Source organism: Burkholderia sp. MR1-5-21 (genome assembly GCF_053427715.1).
On record NZ_JBSAXD010000005.1, the window covers coordinates 114,533 to 131,910 of the forward strand.

Annotated in this window: 14 protein-coding genes; 5 read left to right on the forward strand and 9 right to left on the reverse strand. The window is 67.1% G+C overall.

Features of this window, described 5'->3' with window-relative positions:
* Positions 1–12 precede the first annotated feature (12 nt).
* The 4 genes from ACV229_RS09025 to ACV229_RS09040 are packed head-to-tail and all read right to left on the reverse strand — an operon-like array spanning position 13 to position 6,162.
* On the reverse strand, positions 13–816 hold the full coding sequence (locus ACV229_RS09025; RefSeq protein ID WP_448082779.1) for a hypothetical protein: 804 nt from the start codon (positions 814–816) through the stop codon (positions 13–15).
* A 43-nt stretch (positions 817–859) separates the two neighbouring features.
* Positions 860–3,766 carry a TonB-dependent receptor gene (locus ACV229_RS09030; protein ID WP_448082780.1) on the reverse strand — a complete coding sequence of 969 codons (2,907 nt, stop codon included), beginning with the start codon at positions 3,764–3,766 and terminating at the stop codon, positions 860–862.
* Positions 3,767–3,824: 58 nt separating this feature from the next.
* Positions 3,825–5,885, reverse strand: coding sequence for a PepSY domain-containing protein (locus ACV229_RS09035; protein WP_448082781.1), 2,061 nt, complete (start codon positions 5,883–5,885; stop codon positions 3,825–3,827).
* Positions 5,875–6,162 (reverse strand): hypothetical protein, encoded by a 288-nt coding sequence (locus ACV229_RS09040; protein WP_448082782.1) that lies wholly within the window; start codon positions 6,160–6,162, stop codon positions 5,875–5,877. Before ACV229_RS09040 ends, ACV229_RS09035 begins: the two co-directional genes overlap by 11 nt.
* Here ACV229_RS09040 and ACV229_RS09045 point away from each other — a divergent pair.
* Positions 6,161–6,826: a response regulator transcription factor gene (locus tag ACV229_RS09045; protein ID WP_448078360.1), complete on the forward strand. Its 666-nt coding sequence runs from the start codon at positions 6,161–6,163 to the stop codon at positions 6,824–6,826. The genes ACV229_RS09040 and ACV229_RS09045 overlap by 2 nt on opposite strands.
* Positions 6,823–8,241, forward strand: a complete 1,419-nt coding sequence (locus ACV229_RS09050) for an ATP-binding protein (RefSeq protein ID WP_448082783.1) — start codon at positions 6,823–6,825, stop codon at positions 8,239–8,241. The genes ACV229_RS09045 and ACV229_RS09050 overlap by 4 nt, the downstream gene beginning before the upstream one ends.
* A gap of 18 nt (positions 8,242–8,259) precedes the next feature.
* On the opposite strand, the gene ACV229_RS09055 is transcribed toward ACV229_RS09050, so the two are convergent.
* The 5 genes from ACV229_RS09055 to ACV229_RS09075 form a co-directional block, all read right to left on the reverse strand.
* Positions 8,260–9,054 carry a hypothetical protein gene (locus tag ACV229_RS09055; protein ID WP_448082784.1) on the reverse strand — a complete coding sequence of 265 codons (795 nt, stop codon included), beginning with the start codon at positions 9,052–9,054 and terminating at the stop codon, positions 8,260–8,262.
* Between the two features lie 180 nt (positions 9,055–9,234).
* Positions 9,235–10,104, reverse strand: coding sequence for an ABC transporter permease (locus tag ACV229_RS09060; protein ID WP_448082785.1), 870 nt, complete (start codon positions 10,102–10,104; stop codon positions 9,235–9,237).
* Positions 10,105–10,131: 27 nt separating this feature from the next.
* Positions 10,132–10,944: an ABC transporter ATP-binding protein gene (locus tag ACV229_RS09065; protein WP_448083001.1), complete on the reverse strand. Its 813-nt coding sequence runs from the start codon at positions 10,942–10,944 to the stop codon at positions 10,132–10,134.
* Between the two features lie 108 nt (positions 10,945–11,052).
* Positions 11,053–12,060, reverse strand: coding sequence for an ABC transporter substrate-binding protein (locus ACV229_RS09070; protein ID WP_448082786.1), 1,008 nt, complete (start codon positions 12,058–12,060; stop codon positions 11,053–11,055).
* Between the two features lie 193 nt (positions 12,061–12,253).
* Positions 12,254–13,831 (reverse strand): substrate-binding domain-containing protein, encoded by a 1,578-nt coding sequence (locus ACV229_RS09075; protein ID WP_448082787.1) that lies wholly within the window; start codon positions 13,829–13,831, stop codon positions 12,254–12,256.
* Positions 13,832–14,156: 325 nt separating this feature from the next.
* Between ACV229_RS09075 and ACV229_RS09080 the strand changes: the two genes are divergently transcribed.
* The 3 genes from ACV229_RS09080 to ACV229_RS09090 all read left to right on the forward strand — a co-directional run bounded on the left by ACV229_RS09080 (position 14,157) and on the right by ACV229_RS09090 (position 17,333).
* The gene (locus ACV229_RS09080) at positions 14,157–15,353 is read left to right on the forward strand and encodes a PstS family phosphate ABC transporter substrate-binding protein (protein WP_448082788.1); all 1,197 of its coding nucleotides are present in this window, start codon (positions 14,157–14,159) and stop codon (positions 15,351–15,353) included.
* 79 nt (positions 15,354–15,432) lie between these two features.
* On the forward strand, positions 15,433–15,897 hold the full coding sequence (locus ACV229_RS09085) for a hypothetical protein (protein ID WP_448082789.1): 465 nt from the start codon (positions 15,433–15,435) through the stop codon (positions 15,895–15,897).
* A gap of 335 nt (positions 15,898–16,232) precedes the next feature.
* Complete coding sequence (locus ACV229_RS09090; protein ID WP_448082790.1) at positions 16,233–17,333, forward strand: PstS family phosphate ABC transporter substrate-binding protein; 1,101 nt, start codon at positions 16,233–16,235, stop codon at positions 17,331–17,333.
* Positions 17,334–17,378: the final 45 nt, after the last annotated feature.

Sequence of the window (17,378 nt, forward strand, 5' to 3'; positions counted from 1 at the left end):
GAAGCGAATGCTTCATTGATTCACGGCGACAGGATCGGCGATCACCACCTGTTCCTCGGTCCGCACGTTCTTCTTGCTGTCGCTGATCGCCTTCCATTCCGGATTGCTCTTCAGCCGCTCGCGCACCTTCGCGACCACCGCCTCGCGCGCGCTGAGCGCAGCCTCGTCCTTGTATTGCAGGACCACCATCGCGGTCCAGGGCCGGCCCGCCGGAAACTGGCTCGTAAAGAGCGAATAGCCGGACAGCACGCCTTCGTCCATCCATCCGTTGAACTGTGGAATCACGTAGCTGTCCGCGTACTGCTCGTACTCACCCGCCGACACCAGCGTCTTGTACGGAATCACGACGTACACGGCGTTCGGCGATGGCTTGCCGGGCATGTCCGCGCGCTTCGTATCGACCGGCGTCGTGCGGATCGCGGTCGTCACCGCCAGCGCCTTGCCGGACAGCGCCGCCGGTTGCGCCTGCTCGACCGTGCGCCAGCGGTACAGATCGTCCGGCGACGCGAACGTCAGCACGGCCATCGCATCCCAGTTGCCGGAATCCGCATAGCGGTTGAACAGCAGGCTGTATTGGCGGATCCGCCCGTCGCGTTTCCACCGCGCGAGTTCGCGCGCGGTCGACTGTGCCAGTTCGTGCCGCAGCGCCGGCCGGTTCGCGGGTGCCGTCTGGTACGTGATGATCAGCGACAGCGCGTCGGTGTCTGACGGCGCAGCGACGCTGGCTGCGCCGGTCGCGCCGGCATGCAGCGCGCCCGCCAGCGCGACGGCGGTGGCCATGGCGCGGCCGAATGCCCGGATCGAGATGGGTTTCATGATGGTCTTTGTCGAAAGCGTGTTGCGGATGAAGGTCGGCACGTCAGAAATCGATCTTGGCGAGCATCTTGACGCTGCGGTCCATGCCGGTGCCGAGCGTGCCGGTCTGCACGGAGTTCCAGTAGCGCTTGTTGAACAGGTTGTCGACGGCGACCTTGAAATCGACATGCTTGCCGCCGATGCGCGTCGAGTAGCTCGCGCCGAGCGAGTAGATCGTGTAACCCGGGATGTAACCCTGGTCCTGCGGGTTGACCGGGCGCTTCGTGACGAACGACGCGCGCACCGTCAGCGACAGGCCCGGCAGCCAGGACGGGCGATGCGTCAGCGCGACGTTGCCGATCCACTTCGGCGTGTTTTCCGGCGTGAGGCCCTTGATCGTCATGTCATTCGTCGGGTTCTGCACCGCGTGCAGGTACTGGATCGCCTCGGACAGCGACCACTGGCGCGTGATGTCCTGCGTCAGCACCGCTTCCGCGCCCCGGTACTCGATCGTGCCGTCGTTCGCGAAGATCTGCGTGACCGAATTCGTCACCGCGTTCGCGCGCTTGATGTCGAACACGGACGCGCTGACCTGCAGCCACCGGAAGTAATGGTCGCGCACGCCGAACTCGTACTGCGTCGACACGGCCGGCGCAAGGATCTGATACGCGTTCTTGGCGTTCGCGGGCGCGACGCCGCCGTCCTCGAGCCCCTTCATGTAGCTCGCGAACAGCGTGGTCGTCGGCAGCACGTCGTAGAGGATGCCGAATGCCGGCGATCCGACCCACGTCGCCGACGACACGACGCCGTCGTTCGCGGTGGACCGGCTGCCGCGGAACCCGAGCAGGAATTTCCACTTCGACCCGATGCCGACCATGTCGTATGTATAAAGGCCCGTATCCGCGTTGACTTGCTTCGGCAGCGACGTATCCGGCTTCGTCGGCACCGGCGCGGGCAACGCGATCGGATCGAAGATGTTGACGCGCACCGGCAGCACGATCGTGTTCTGCGCGGGCGTCTCGGCGATCCGCTCGCTGCGCGACACGCCGAACGTGATGTCGTGCGTGAGCGGACCGGTCGCGAACTGGCCGAGCAGTTCCGCGCGCTTGTACTTGTTGAAGTAGACCTGCGTCACCTCGCTGACGGTCGGGATGCCGCCCGCACCGGTGAACACGTTGTATCCGCCGATTCGCGTCGTAAAGCGAGAGCGATCCGAATCCGACTGGCCGATCTCGAAGAGCGCCTTCCAGCCCGGCGCGATGTCGTAGTCGACACGCCCCTGCACGTTCGTCGTCTTCGCCGAGAAGACTGCCCACGGGCCCGACAGCAGGTTGCGCGGATCGGGCACACTCGGCAGCGTAATGTGCCCCTTGACCGCCGTCGGCAGGCTGATGCTGCCCTGCTCGACGACTTCCTTCCGAAACGTCTCGACGTCGAACTGGAAGTGCAGGCGATTGGTGACCTGCCAGTCGGCGCCGACACTGCCGAACCAGCCGCGTCCGGACGCGCCGTGCACGCCGTTCTCGAGGTGCGTATCGGACGCGTTCACGCGCAGGCCGAACTGCTTCTCGCTGCCGAAGCGATGGCTGACGTCCGCCGCGACGCCGATCTGCCCGAACGAATTGCCGAGCACCGCGAGCGACGCGACGTCCTTGTCCATCGGCGCGTGCTTCGTCACCATGTTGATGATGCCGGCCGGGCTCGCGACGCCGAACATCAGCGCGTTCGCGCCCTTCAGCGTCTCGACGCGCTCCTTGTTCTCTGCCGGCACCGACATCACGTTCGCGGTCGGCAAGCCGCCGTTGAGCCGGTAGTTTGCGAACAGGTTGACCTTGATGCCACGAATGCTCGCCGCGTCGGCCGGGCTGCCCGACGAGTTGGTCGGCGTGACGCCGGCCTGGTTCTTGACCGCATCCGTCACGCCTTCCTGCGCGGTCTGCAGCGTCGCGGCGCCCATCACTTCCTTGGTCATCGGCAGCGATTCCTTGTTGCCGAGCGCCACGTCGTTGAGCTGCGCCGCGACCACCGAAGTCGCCGGTTCGAGCCGCTTCGGCTCGTACAGTGCGGCGGCGTCGGGGATCCGCTCGCGCAGCTCGTGGCGGATCGCCTCGGCCTTCTTCACGAGCGTGGCCTGCTCGTCGCCCGCGCGGTACGGCATCACGACGGCGAGCGCGCCGACCGTGCGGCCCGACGCATCCTGCAGCGGCAGTTCCACCTCGAGGCGATCGCCGTCGCGGCCGACTGCGAGATGCGTCTTGCCGGTCTCGATGACGTCGCGGTCGTCCGCGTCGGCGGCTTTGCCGATGCGGCCGATGTTCGACGCGACGATCGGATAGTCGCCGCTGGCGCCCGGACGCGCAACGTGCATCGCGATCACCATCACGTCGCGGCGCTTGCGGATCACGTCGTCGACGAGCGTCTGCGCGTACGGGTTGGCCGGAATGCCCGTGTTCGTCAGCACGGGATCGAACAGCTCGTTGCCGTAGCGGATCTGCCGGCTCAGCTCGTCGCGGATCACCGCGCCTGCGCGGATCAGCGCATCCTTGTCGAGCCCCGATCCGGGCGGATATGGAAACGTCACTTCGATCTCGCCGATCACCTTGCGCGTGACGTCCAGCAACGGCAGGTGCACCTCGACGTTCTGGTCGGCGCGCCTGTTCACTTCGACGAACGGCGTGCCGGTCTTGACCACGTCGAGATCGTCGCGGTCCGATTTCATGCCGATCCGCTTCGCGGACTTCGCTGCGACGATGATGCTTTCCGACTCGCCGGGCGGACGCATGTGCAGGTCCAGCTCGACGAGCTCCGGATGCAACGCGACCGTGCGTTCCACCAACAGCTGCGCATAGTTCTTCGCCTGCCCGGGCTGCGACACCTGGGCATCCACGCGCGGGCCGCCGTCGGCCTGCGCGTGGAGCGCGGGGGAAAACACGGCCATGACGGCCATTGCCACCATCGTCTTTCTGATCACGGTCTCCTCCAGGTTGCTTTTGATATCGGTATTCGGTCCGGTCGCGACGGGCGCCCGGTCAGATGTCCAGCACGAGCAGGTCGCCCTTCGCGCGCGAGCAACAGGGCGTGAAGTGCCGGTGCCGCTCCCGCTGCGTGTCGGTCAGCACGCAGTCGAGGTGCTCGACCTCGCCCGCGATCACGCGCGTGACGCAGGTGCCGCAGACACCCTGCTCGCACGACGTCGGGATCCTGACGCCGTGCTCGGCCAGCGACGCGGTGACGGTCTTGTGCCCGGGAACGCGGTACACCTTGCCCGTGCTGGCGAGCTGGACGTCGAACGCATGCGTCGATGCCGGCTTCTGCGCTTGCGACGCGAAGCGCTCACAGTGCAATTGCCGTTCCGGCCAGCCGCGTTGCCGCGCCGCGTACAGCACCCTGTCGATGAAGCCGGCCGGGCCGCACACATAAAGATGGGTGCGCGGCGACTGGCTGTCGAGCACGCGCTCGATGTCGAAGTGCTGTTCGGGGCGTCCGTCGCTGAAGTGGCAGCGCACGCGGCCCGCGAACGACGCCCTCGCGAGCCGCGGCAGGAACGCCGCGCGCGAGCGCGAACGCACGCAATAATGCACCTCGAAATCGGCGCCGCGCCGTGCGAGCCGCTCCGCCATCGCGACGATCGGCGTGATGCCGATGCCGCCCGCGACCAGCAGCGAGCGCGGCGCGGATTCGTCGAGCGCAAAGTGATTGCCCGGCACGCCGATCTCGAGCAGGTCGCCTTCGCGAACGCGGTCGTGCATCGCCGCCGACCCGCCGCGCGAGCATTCGACGCGCAGCACGGCGATCAGGTAGCGATGGCGCTCGCGCGGATCGTTGCACAGCGAATACTGGCGCACGAGGCCGTCGCCGAGATGCACGTCGATATGCGCGCCGGCCGTGAACGGCGGCAGCTTGCGTCCGGCCGGGGCGGTCAGCTCGAACGCACACACGCCGTCGGCCTCGATCGTCTTGCTCGTGACGCGCACGGTCATGCGTGCCTGGTTCGATGCCGTGCGCTGCGTGCGGCGCAGGAAGTTCCGGATGCCCGTGAATGCGAGCAGCGGCACGCACAGCGCGGCGGCCAGCAGGAGCAGCTGTCCGAACACGCCGCCGACCGCGCCCGTGTGCCACGACAGCGCCCAGAAATACAGCTTGTGCCCGACGCTGCTGTCCCGATACGGCACGAACCGCAGCACCTTGCCCGTATACGCGTCCATGAACAGCATCGTGCGGGCGTTCGGATGGGGGGCGTCGCGATCGATCAGGTACATCTCGACGGGGTCGCGCGGTTTCTCGGGGATATGCAGCAGTGCATCCTGCGGATCGGGCGACAGCGACTGCGCGGTGCGCCAGAAGCTTTCGAGCGGCCGGTGCGTCGCGCCATGCGCAGGCACGGCCGACTTCGGCGGTTTCGCGGGCGCCGGCGAGCCCGCGATCGTGTAGATGCCGTGCGCGTACCAGTCGAATGCCCACGGCAGCCCGGTCAGCACCATCGACAGCAGCACCACGCTTGCGTACGCGCCAGCCGTCCGGTGCAGGCGATACGCGGACACCGCGCCGCGCGCGCCGGACCGGAGCGTGAATGCATGGCGCCAGCCGTAGCGCGTGCGCGGCCACCAGAGCGCGACCCCGCCGGCGATGAGCAACAGGCCGAACAGCATCGCGCTCGTACCGGTAATCAGGCTGCCGTTCCGCATGAAGCGGAATCGATGGATCTGCTCGATCGTGCCGAGCAGGCCGCCATAGCGCGAGCGCTCACCGAGTACGTCACCGGTACACGGATTGACATAGACGAAGTACTGGTCGGTGAAACGTACCATCGCGGACGGCATGCGCTGCGCATCGCGCTTGCCTGCGACGAGCCGGATGTAATCGAGCGTCGCACGCGGCCGCGACGCGGCGGCGTTCGCGGCCAGCGTATCGAGCGGCACGCGCGCCATGCAAGCCGGCACCGTCAGCAGATCGCGATTGAGCACGGGCTCGAGGTCGGGGCGGAACACGATCGATGCGCCGGTGATCGCCATCAGCAGGATCACGAGCCCGACGGTCATGCCGCACCAGCGATGGACCTGCAGAACGAGCCGATGGATTTCAGGTGTCATGGGGTAGCCAAGGCGACGACGTTGCATGGTCATCATCTTTGTCGGCAAACCTGAATGAAAGCTGAATTTGCGGGGATATCGGGGAAAGTCCCGATTCACCGCGTGTCGTCGAAATCGCCGCGCCACGCGCACGCACCGCGATCCTGAATCGGGCATGAACGCTACCTGAATTCGCGTTCAGGTTGATCAGGAAAACCCCGCCCCGGCCCACGCTTCGCTTGTCACGAAGAACAGCCTGCGCTAGCCTGAAACCACCGTCGACAGGCAGTTTCATCATGAAGATCCTCATCCTGGAAGACCAGCGCAAGCTCGGCCTGTTTCTCAAGCAGGCGCTGACCGAGCGCGCATACACGGTGACGTGGGTGGAGAACTGCGCACAGGCGCGCGAGGCGCTATGCGAGTCGAGCTACGACGTGATCGTGCTCGACCTGGGCCTGCCAGACGGCGACGGCCTCGACCTGCTGCGCGAATGGCGCGCGGCCGGCTTCAACGAGCCCGTGCTGATCCTGAGCGCGCGCGATGCCGTCGAGGATCGCGTGAAGGGGCTCGACGTCGGCGCCGACGACTACCTGCCGAAGCCGTTCAGCCTCGAGGAGCTGCTCGCGCGCATGCGCTCGCTGCTGCGCCGCCAGTCGTCCGTCAAGGAGACCGTGCTGCAGCACCAGGGCATCAAGCTCGACCTGCTGAGCCGCACCGTCCACCTGAACGGCAAGCCGATCGACCTGACGAGCCGCGAGTTCGCGCTGCTGGAAATCTTCCTGCAGAATCCCGGCCGCATCCTGACGCGCACGCTCATCGCCGAGAAGATCTGGGAATCGCATTACGACGTCGACACCAACCTGCTCGACGTCTACATGAGCCGGCTGCGGGGCAAGTTCGAGGCGCCGCTCGGCAAGCCGCTGTTCAAGACGGTGCGCGGCGTCGGCTACCAACTGATATGAAATCCATCGGCGCGCGTCTCGCGATCTGCTACGTCCTCGCGTCGACCGTCACGTTCGCATCGCTGTTCCTGGCCGGGCGCTACTTCATCGAAGGCCATGCCATTCATGCGCTGGACCTGCTCAATCGTTCGGAATTCGAACAGATCCGCGCAAGCATCGCACCGCTCGGCGCGACGCCGTCGGAGGCGGAGTGGCGCCAGCGCGTGCAAGCGATGACGAGCGACAACCTGGAGCTGTTCTTCATCGAGATCTATGGGCCCGGCGGCACGGTCGTGTTTCGTTCGCCGGGGCTGCGCGGGCACGACATCGTGCCCGCGTCCAAGCAGCAGGCCTTCAATGCCAATGTCGAAGGCCTGGGCGAGCTGCGTGCCGGCACCTTCGCGCTCGGTCCCTATACGGCCGCGATCGCGACGTCGAAGCGCCATGTGCGCGTGGTGATGAGCGCGTACGAACGCACGTTCTACGGGCTGCTGGTCGTGATGATCGCGGTCAGCAGCGTGATCGGCTACGGTCTGAGCCGGATGGCACTGCGGCCGCTGCGGCTGATCCAGGACACGGCCGACCGCATTCGCTCCGACAACCTGAGCGAGCGCATCCCGGTGTCCCGTGCGCGCGACGAAATCTCGGACCTCGCGCGCCTGCTCAACCAGATGTTCGACCGCCTCGAGAATTCGTTCGACCAGATCCGCCGGTTTACCGCCGAAGCGTCGCACGAGTTGAAGACGCCGCTGACGCTGGTGCGTCTGCAGGCCGAAAAGCTCGTCGTCGACGGCCAGCTCACGCCAGCGCAGGAACAGGCGGTGCAGATCCAGATCAAGGAACTGGCGCAGCTCAACCGCATCATCGAGGATCTGCTGTTCCTGTCACGTGCCGACGCGCGCGCGATCAGTCTCGATCTGCGACAGCAGGATCCGGAGCCGTTCCTGCAAGGCTTCGCACAGGACGCCCACGTGCTCGCCGAATATCGCGAGCAGCGCTTCTTCCTCACGCATCACGGCCACGGCCTCGTCGCGATCGAGCCGAAGTGGATCCGGCAGGTGCTGCTGAACCTCCTCAGCAACGCCCTCGCCGCTTCGCCGGCCGGCAGCCGCGTCACGTTGCGCTCGACACTGATGAACCAGTGCTGGCAGGTGTGCGTGGAGGACGAAGGGCCCGGCGTCGCGGCCGAACAGCGCGAACACATCTTCGAGCGCTTCGTGCGCGTCAATCGCCCGGGCAACGAGGACAAGGGCAGCGGCCTCGGCCTCGCCATCTGCCGCAGCATCGTGGAACTGCACGGCGGCCGCATCTTCGCGGAGGCCGGGCCGGGCGGCCGCGGGCTGTCCGTCATCTTCGACATTCCCGCGGAGACGGCGCCCGAGCATGCCGGCAACGTCCCGGCCAGCACGGCATTTCACCCCACTGGCGCCACGTGAGCGCACCGCGTGCACGCGTCAGAGGTCGCGCTGATAGCCGACGTAATAGGAAAAGCGGTTGGTGTCGCTCACGTGCGTGATGCCTCGCCCGAACGAGAACAGGATGCGGTCGTGCTCGGTCAGCCCGTAGATGCCGCCGAGGTTGAAGCCGACTGCCGACGGGTCGTCCACGCTCATCGCCCCCGTGTAGAACACTTCGCCGCCGAGCTGAAGCCGGTCGCCGAACTTGCGCAACGCGGCCCAGCCGGCAGTCCAGTAGCCCTTCTGCCCCGCATGATGGTTGACGACGTATCCGCCGCCGCCGAACGTGGTCCAGTCGCCGATCGATTTCTGCATCCACAGCGGCAGCAGCACGTGCGCGTGCCCGTCACCGAGGCCGAGGCGATCGTTGCCGGTCGGCAGCGTGACGCTCGGCGCGAAGGCGGCCTGCGGGCGCCAGCCCGCGTCGTCCTCGGTGATGAAGCGGTACTTCGCGCCGAGCTCGGTATCGCCGAAGCCGTAATGCGTGCGGTCGCCGCTGTCGCGCATGAACGCCATCCCGGCATTGACGCTGACCTGCAGGTTGTCCAGCAGCCCGTAATTGACCTCGATACCCGGCAGCAGGCCAGCATGACTTCCCTGCCGCACGGTGCCCGATGCGGCGGCATCGATTTCGAAATGCCCGCGCTCGACCGGCTCGGGATCGTCGGTCACGAACGGCGGGCCGGCAAGCGCGGCATGACTGGCCAGGCACGCGCCGACGGCGAGCACCGCGTTGACGAGACGCGCGCGGCGCTGCGTGCGGCGCGCGGCCGGATCACGGGTGAATGGCATGAGGCGGAATCTCCAGATCAAAATGTGAGCTGCGCCGCGGGCGAACGCCCGCGGTCACGCAGGAACGCGATAGATCAGATGAAAGACAGGCGGGACAGGAAGAAGCGCGGCGCCGAGGTGGCCGCGCGAAGGGAGATACCGGGCTGGTCCTTCACGCGCAGCCAGCCCGGCGCGCGGCACTCAATGGCCGGCGTCGGAGAATTGCGGCGGCCGCCACTTGAGGAGCCTGTTCTCGAGCTGCGTGAGCACGAACTCCGCACCCAGCGCGACGACGGCGAGCACGATCATCGCGGCGAACACGCCGGCCGCGTTGAACGCGCCCTGCGCGGTCGAGATCAGCAACCCGATGCCTTGCTTCGAGCCGAGGAATTCGCCGACCACGGCGCCGACCAGCGCGAACCCGAAGCTCACGTGGAGGCTCGCGAGGATCCAGCTCATCGCGGCCGGCAACACGACCGTCAGCGTGACGTCGCGTTTCGACGCGCCGAGGATGTGCGCGTTCGCGATCAGGTTGCGGTCGGCCTCGCGCACGCCCTGGAATGCGTTGGCAAACACCACGAAGAACACCATCACGACCGCCAGCGCGACCTTCGACGCCATGCCGAGCCCCAGCGCGATGATGAACACCGAGCCGAGCACCACGCGCGGGATCGAATTCGCGATCTTGATGTAGATGCTGAACACGTCAGCGAGCAGCTTGTTGCGGCCCAGCGCGATCCCGGCAATCACGCCGCCCACGCTGCCGATCAGGAAGCCGAGCGCAGTCTCCTCGAGGGTCACGAGCACCTGCACCCACAACGGCCCTTGCGACGTTCCCTCGGTCAGCCACTGCCAGATCTGCGCAACGATCAGCGACGGCGTCGAGAAGAAAAACGGATCGATCCAGCCGATACGTCCGGCGAGCTCCCAGCCGCCCAGCGTCACGACCAGCACCGCGAGCCGCAGCACATGCACGAGCGTCTGGCGCCGGCGCATGGTCGCCTGGGCCCGCACTTCCACCTGCCGCAGCTCGAGCTCGTTCGAGGCGGCGCCTGTCATCGGGGTATTCATGCTGTTCCTCAACGCGCCCGCGGGCGCTCAGATGTGGACCTCGTCGCGCAGATCGTTCCAGATCTGGCGCGACAGTTCGATAAAGCGCGGGGAATAGCGCGATTCCGCCACGTCGCGCGGGCGCGGCAGGTCGATTTCGTAGGATGTCTTCACGGTCGCGGGGCCCGACGTCAGCACGAACACCTTGTCCGCGAGCGCGATGGCCTCCTCGATGTCGTGCGTGACGAACACCACCGACGCACCGTTCACGCTCCACAGATGCAGCAGTTCGTCCTGCATCAGCGTGCGCGTCTGCACGTCGAGCGCCGAGAACGGCTCGTCCATCAGCAGGATCTCCGGCTCGTTGATGAAGGTTTGCGCGAGCGCCACGCGCTTGCGCATGCCGCCGGAAAGCTGGTGCGGGTAGTGATGCTCGAAACGCGCGAGGCCGACACGGCGAATCCACTCCATCGCGCGGTCATACGCCTGCGCCTTGTTCTCGCCGCGATACAGCGGGCCGGCCGCGACGTTGTCGAGCACGCTCTTCCACGGGAACACCGCGTCGGACTGAAACACGAAGCCGATCCGGCGGTCGATGCCGGTGACGGGCTCGCCCCAGATCCTGACAGCGCCGGCGCTCGGCGTGGCGAGGCCCGTGATCAGGCTGAGCGTGGTGGATTTGCCGCAGCCGGTCGGGCCTACGACGGCGCAGAATTCGCCCTTGGCGACGCGCATGCTGAAATTCTGCAGCGCCATGATCGCCTTGCCTTCGGGGCTGACGAAGCGGCGGCTGACGCGATCGAGTTCGATGGCCGGGACGTCGGCCGAGACGTCGGCCAACTCGGCAGCGGAATTCGGCATGGTTGCCGGGGAAGCTGGGGCTGTCATGGGGTTGCCACCTCTAGAACCGGGTTGGAATCGACTAAGTGCCCGCTGCGGCCCGCTGCCGGGCCGCAGCGGCGCACGCGGTTACTTGACCTGCACGGCGTTGACGAACTCCGTCGTGTAGGTCTTCGCCAGGTCGATCTTGTGGCCGGCCACGGCCCTGTCGAATGACGACAGCACCTTCAGCACGGTCGGGGGGCCCGACTCCGGCATGCGGCCGTCCGCGATGAACGTCACCTTGCCGGCCGCCAGCGCCTTCACGTACATCGCGCGGTCGCCCGCGTAGTAGTCGGCCGGCATCTGCGCGGTGATCTCGTCGGCGCTGTGCGTGTTGATATAGCGCAGGGTCTTGACGAACGCGTTGGCGAGCTTCTGCACCGTCGCCTTGTGCGACTGCACCCAGCCGTTCTCCATGTAGAGGCTCGCGGCCGGGTAGAGACCCCCGAGCCACTTCTGCGTGCTTTCCGGCGAGCGCAGGTCGACGAGCACCTTCGCGTCGCCGCCGTTGACGAGCCGCGACACGGTCGGCTCGGTCGTCATGCCGCCGTCGATCTTGCCCTGCTTGATCGCGGCGATGAACGTGTTGCCGGCGCCGACCGGCAGCGATGTCATCTCCGACGTCTTCACGCCGTGCGACACGCCGAGGTATTGCGTGAGGAAGTTGGTCGACGAGCCGAGCCCCGTCACGCCGAGCGTCAGGCCGCGGAAATCGGCCGGCGACTTGACCTTGCCGGCGAGCTTCGTCGAGATCAGCTCGACTTCGCCGGGCGTGTGACTGAACTGCACGACGGACTGGATGTACTTGCCCTTCGCCTGCAGGTCGATCGTGTGGTCGTAGAAGCCGACGACGCCCTGCACCGCGCCGGCGATCAGTTCGTTCTCGGCATCGACGCCGGCCGCCTCGTTGACGAGCTCGACGTCGAGGCCCTGCTCCTTGAAAAAGCCGAGCCGCTCGGCGAGCTTGGCCGGCAGGTAGATCTGCTTTTCCATGCCGCCGACCATCAGCGTGATCTTGTCGTCGGCTTGTGCAGCCGGGGCCAGCGTACCAAGTGCCAATGCGCCGAGGGCGATGCGCAGGACAGTGCGTTTCATGGGGTGTCTCCTCCTGGGTCGATAGGTGTGGCGTACCGCCTGCCATGCACTTGCGCTTTCCCGAGCGGCGCACATGGGTTCACGGAACGGTTTCAGTTATACGGGGCGACCTTAAAATCAGGCTGAACGGAAAATGAATCTCTTTTCAGGGATGGACCGGCGCGGCCCGCGGCGGGACGGCCGCGCATGACGGTCATTTGAGCTTCGCGAGCTCTTCGCGCGCTTCGGCCGCGGTCAGCGGAAAGTACGCCGAATAGCGCACCGGCTCCTGGCCCTCGCGGCTCAGGATGTAGCGCAGGAATGCCTTCACCGGCGGCGCCAGCGGCTGGTTCAGGCGGATGTACATGTAGCGCGTGAGCGGGTACCGGCCGCTTGCCGCGTTCTCCGCGTCGAGTGCGACGAACGGCTCGCCCGCACCGCGCGCGACCGCCAGCGTCTTGAGCCCGGGGATACCTTCCTCGAGCCCGCCGAAGCCGATCGCGCCCGGATCGCGGGCGATCGCGCGCGCGGTAGCGTCGATCGATCCCTCGTGCACGGCGGCGTTCCACGCGCCGCCGTGCAGCACCATGAACTGCATCGACATCGCATTGGGCGCGACGTGCGGCGGCATGTAGATCGTGATCGGTCGGTCGGCCCACTCGCCGGTCAGGCCGAGCTGGCCCCAACGCGTGATGCCCGGGTTGCGCTGCAGGATCGACGCGAGCTGCGCGAGCGTGATGCCGTCGAGCGGGTTGTCCGGATGCACGAAGATCGCCTGCGCGGTGGTCCGTTGCGGCGTGTCGAAGCCGCCTCGCGCGACGCGGATTTCGAGCGGCTCCGCGCGATGCCGGATCTGCGCGTAGGCAGCCCGTTCGTCCGGCCACAGCTCGCGGCCCATCGGCGCCATCTCGGTGTCGCCGGCGAGCAGCGCATGAAAGCCGTTCAGCGTCCCGAGATGCTCCCACCGGCCACCCTTGCGCACGCCGGCCTGCACCTGCGTGAACGCGTCGATCCACGTGTCCATCAGCGACTTCATGCCGTCGCTGCCGATGCTCTCGATCGCGCCGTGCAGGCCGGGCACCGGGCGATAGCCGGGCAGCGCCGCGTCGAGCGGCGGCAGGAAGCCGTCGAGCTTCGCGCGTTCCTGCGTGGCGCCCGCTGCATCGAGCGGCGCGAAGCCTTTTTGCGCGGCGACGATCGCCTGCCCGTCGCCGCTCAGCGCGAACGTCAGGAAGGCCTTGATCTTCGGCGGCAGCGGCGCACCGGGACGCCGGTTCACCGCGAGATAAGCCGCGTGCCCGTCGAGCGTCGCGACACGCACGAGCAGCGGCGACTTCATCATGTCGCCGGCGAACTGGTGCGCATACGGCTGCAGTTCCGCCGGCAACGGTTCGCGCGCGAGCGGCGCGATGTCGGCGTCGCCGAACATCAGCGCGCCGAACGCGGTTGCGCTGCCCGCATGCCGCCAGTGCGGCCCGCGCCGGATGCCCGGCTGGCGCTGCTCGAAGGCCGCCAGCCACGCGTCGAGCAGCGGGCCCATCGCGTCGTCGCCGACACTGTCGAGCGTTCCACTCAGATGGGCCTGCGGTTGATAGGCCGGCAGGCCGGCAGCGCTGTCGGCCGCCGGCGCGACACACGGCACCGCGAGCGCCAGGCATGCGGCGAGCATGAGGCCGCGACCGGCACCGCGCGCGCCCGACCGTACCGAACGCGCGTCCTGCATGCGGGATGGATGCGGCGGCGGCCGCATCGACGGCAATGCGCGCCGCGAGAAGAAATCGAAAGCAAGCACGGGTGTCTCCTGCCTGTAATGGGAGATCGCTCAACGGCACGGCTTCCGGTCAGGAACGCCACCCCGCCGTCGCGCGTGGAGAAAGCCGACCCAACGTTACGGCCAGACGCTGAAGCGAACCTGAACCGATGCTGAATATTCGTTCATCTTCGGCGCGGGCATTTCATGAACGGATTTTCAGGATGTCTTCAGACTGCGTTCATCCGGCGACACTATCGTTGGACACGACGCATCGGCACGTACCCCGGTTTCCGCGGGCTCGAGCCGGCCGCACAATAGCGCCGTAGCCGTACGAGGCCCGCTTGAATAAAGGAGGAGACACCACGTGAATCGAATCGAACCCCGTTCCGCGACCGGCCCGCTCGCGCCTTCCGGCCGCCTGCGCCGGCTGGCCGCTTCCGCGGCGGCCACGGCCTTCGCGGCGTCCTGGACGATGGGCGCGGCAGCGGCCGACGCGCCGATGGTCGAGTGGGTCGTGCCCGCGCTGAAGACGACGACCCCGCAGACCAAGGAGCAGGCCGACGAAGGCATGAAGGTCGGCCGTGCGCTGCTCGAGCCGGAAATCCTGCAGCCGCGGCTCGACGCCGCGCTGCCCGACTATCGGCCGCGCACCGACGTCAAGCTCTCGGGCACGTTCGCAGGTGCGGCTTCCGACGTGCTGCCGTCGCTCGTCAATCGCTGGATCGAAGGCTTCAGGAAGTACTACCCGGACGTCGACATCCACATTTCCCCGCCGTACGCGGGCAGTCTCGGCGCGAAAGAGCTGGTCAAGGAGAAGCTCGACTTCGTGTTCGTCTCGCGCGAGCTGAAGCCGGACGACGTCACCGACTTCAAGGCCAGGTTCGGCTACGACCCGCTCAGCGTGCCGATCTCCGGCGGCTCGTACCGGCATTTCGGCTTCCTCGACGCGATCGGCTTCTTCGTCAACAAGGACAATCCGATCGAGAAGCTGAGCTACGCGCAGATCGACGCGCTCTACTCGCGCACGCACCTGCGCGGCGGCAAGCCGATCAAGACCTGGGGCGATCTCGGGCTGACCGGCGAATGGGCCGACAAGCCCGTGCATGTCTATGCGATCAAGCCGTGGAACGGCTTCGAGGAATTCGTCCGGCAGCGCGTGTTGAGCGCCGACGGCAAGCGCGGCGAGTGGCGCGAGGACATCCACTACGACAAGCTGGTGTTCCCGCTCGCGAAGAACGTCGCCGACGATCGCTACGGCATCGGCTTCTCGGGAATCGCGTACATCGACGCGCCGGTCAAGATGCTGCCGCTCGGCGCGTCGGACAGCGGCCCGTATGTCGCGCCGACGTACGAGAACGTCGCACTGGCGACCTATCCGCTGAGCCGCCTGATCTACTTCAACACCAACAAGGCGCCCGGCAAGCCGCTCAATCCGGCCATCGCCGAATTCTTGCGCTACGTGCTGAGCAGGCAGGGACAGCAGGCGGTGCTCGACCACGCGATGTATGTGCCTCTGCGCGCGCAGCAGGCCGAAACCTCGCGCGCGATGCTCGCCAACTGACGCCACACGCCCCGGTCGTCCGCCCATCCGGCGCCGCCCGCCCTTCCTGCCGGGCGGCGCCGTCCCCAGGAGTCTTTACATGCACCGCTCTCCCAGAGCCGCCGCGGCGGCGCTGCTGCTCGCGCTCGCCTGGTCGGCGCACGCCGACACGCCCGCCGCGCCGTACGCGCAGCAACTCGTCGATACCACGCTGTCCGCGCATCCCGAGCTGACGATTCTCGCGTTGCATGTCACGCCGCCCGCCGCCGGCGACAACGTCATCATCGCGTCGAACATCGGCCGCATCGGCAAGCCGGCCGATGCCGACGACCTCGCCGTGCTCGACAGTGGCCAGCCGCGCGTCGAGGTGACGAAGACCGGCGACCTGTCGGTCGAGTTGCCGATGCGCGACGCCGGCGGCAAGACCATCGGCGTCATCGGCTCGACGTTCCGCTACGCGCCGGGCATCGATCGCGCGGTGATCGTGCATCGCGCCGAGCAGGTTCGCGACGAGCTGGCCGGACGCACGCCATCGCTCGCCGCGCTGTTCCAGCCGGCGCGATGACACTCGCCGGTCGCGCCTGGCCGGTCACACCTTGCCGGTCACACCTCGCCGGCCAGACCTCGCCGGCCGCACCTCGCCGGCACACCTGGCCGGCCGCACCTGGCCGGCCGCACCTGGCCGGCCGCCTGAAATTTCATTCAGAAAGCCTTCAGGTCGCGTTTAACTTCGTGGCCCACCATGGTGACAAGGCGGAAGGACCGTCGCGCACGCGGCGCGACGGCACCACCGCCGACAAGCCGAGCGGGCCCGGGCACGCCAGCACGCAATACCTTCATCGCCCCGCAGAGGGCAACCATACGAATCCACCTTGGCTTCGGTTCAATCAGGAGACACTCATGAAACAGACGCAGAAGATCGGCGGGTTGCGCAAGACCGCGGCGGCATCGGCCGCGGCGATGATCGGCCTGGGGATGCTGGGCGCACTGACCTCGCCGCCGGCATTCGCGCTGAAATACGCGGCAGTGGAGCACCATCTCAAGGTCGATCCGTCAATACCGAGCTGGCACCCGGGCGAAGTCCAGTCGGTGCCGGAGGAGGAGCTGCGGCTGGTCGGCGCGGACGTGATGGACGAGATCACGCTCGGCTGGATCAAGATGTATCGCAAGGCCTACCCCCACCTGAGCGTCACGATGGAGGCCAAGGCGTCAGGCTCTGGCGGCCCGGCACTGACCAACGACACGGCGGACCTGGCGCCGGTCGGTCGCGAATTGCTGCCGGCCGAGGAAAAGGCGTTCGTCGACAAGTACGGCTACAAGCCACTCGCGATCCGCGTCGCCACGGGCAGCGTCGGCTCGCTCGGCAAGACCGCGACGTCGGTCATCCTGGTCGACAAGGACAATCCGATCAAGGGCCTGACGATGGCGCAACTCGACGCGATCTATTCGAAAACGCGCAATCGCGGCCACGCCGACATCAACACATGGGGCGACCTCGGCCTCGGCGGCGAATGGGCGGACCGGCCGATTCACCTGTACGGCCTGAAACCGGTCAACGGCATCGAATACTTCCTCAGGATCAACCTGCTGGAGGGCGGCGATTACAAGGACAACATCCAGTTCGTGAAGGGCAAGGGCTTCACGCACGCGTTCACGGTGGCCGCCGAAGACATGGCCACGCATCCGGGCGGGCTCACGTATGCGCTGCTCGCGAACGTCACGCCCAACGTGAAGGTCGTGCCGCTGGCGGCCAGCGAGGGTGGGCCGTACCTCGCGCCGACGCTGCAGAACGTCTACACGCACAAGTATCCGCTCTCGCGCTATGTGTACATCTTCGTCAACAAGAAGCCGGGCGAGCCGCTGCAGCCGAAGATCAAGGAATTCCTGAAGCTGGTGCTGAGCCGGCAGGGGCAGGACGTGGTCGCCAGGGAAGGCGTCTATATCCCGCTGACGCCGGCCGTGGTGAAGGAAGAACTGGCGAAGCTCGACAGCGCCGATTGATCCTTCGACGCGGGCGCGCATCGGCCGCCTGCGTCGTTCGCGCCG

Bases quoted from the DNA above. Each gene is read 5' to 3' on its own strand.
- ACV229_RS09025 (WP_448082779.1), bottom strand. From the start codon at position 816: ATGAAACCCATCTCGATCCGGGCATTCGGCCGCGCCATGGCCACCGCC.
- ACV229_RS09070 (WP_448082786.1), bottom strand. From the start codon at position 12,060: ATGAAACGCACTGTCCTGCGCATCGCCCTCGGCGCATTGGCACTTGGT.
- ACV229_RS09060 (WP_448082785.1), bottom strand. From the start codon at position 10,104: ATGAATACCCCGATGACAGGCGCCGCCTCGAACGAGCTCGAGCTGCGG.
- ACV229_RS09065 (WP_448083001.1), bottom strand. From the start codon at position 10,944: ATGCCGAATTCCGCTGCCGAGTTGGCCGACGTCTCGGCCGACGTCCCG.
- ACV229_RS09090 (WP_448082790.1), top strand. From the start codon at position 16,233: ATGAAACAGACGCAGAAGATCGGCGGGTTGCGCAAGACCGCGGCGGCA.
- ACV229_RS09050 (WP_448082783.1), top strand. From the start codon at position 6,823: ATGAAATCCATCGGCGCGCGTCTCGCGATCTGCTACGTCCTCGCGTCG.
- ACV229_RS09085 (WP_448082789.1), top strand. From the start codon at position 15,433: ATGCACCGCTCTCCCAGAGCCGCCGCGGCGGCGCTGCTGCTCGCGCTC.
- ACV229_RS09035 (WP_448082781.1), bottom strand. From the start codon at position 5,885: ATGACACCTGAAATCCATCGGCTCGTTCTGCAGGTCCATCGCTGGTGC.
- ACV229_RS09055 (WP_448082784.1), bottom strand. From the start codon at position 9,054: ATGCCATTCACCCGTGATCCGGCCGCGCGCCGCACGCAGCGCCGCGCG.
- ACV229_RS09045 (WP_448078360.1), top strand. From the start codon at position 6,161: ATGAAGATCCTCATCCTGGAAGACCAGCGCAAGCTCGGCCTGTTTCTC.
- ACV229_RS09040 (WP_448082782.1), bottom strand. From the start codon at position 6,162: ATGATGAAACTGCCTGTCGACGGTGGTTTCAGGCTAGCGCAGGCTGTT.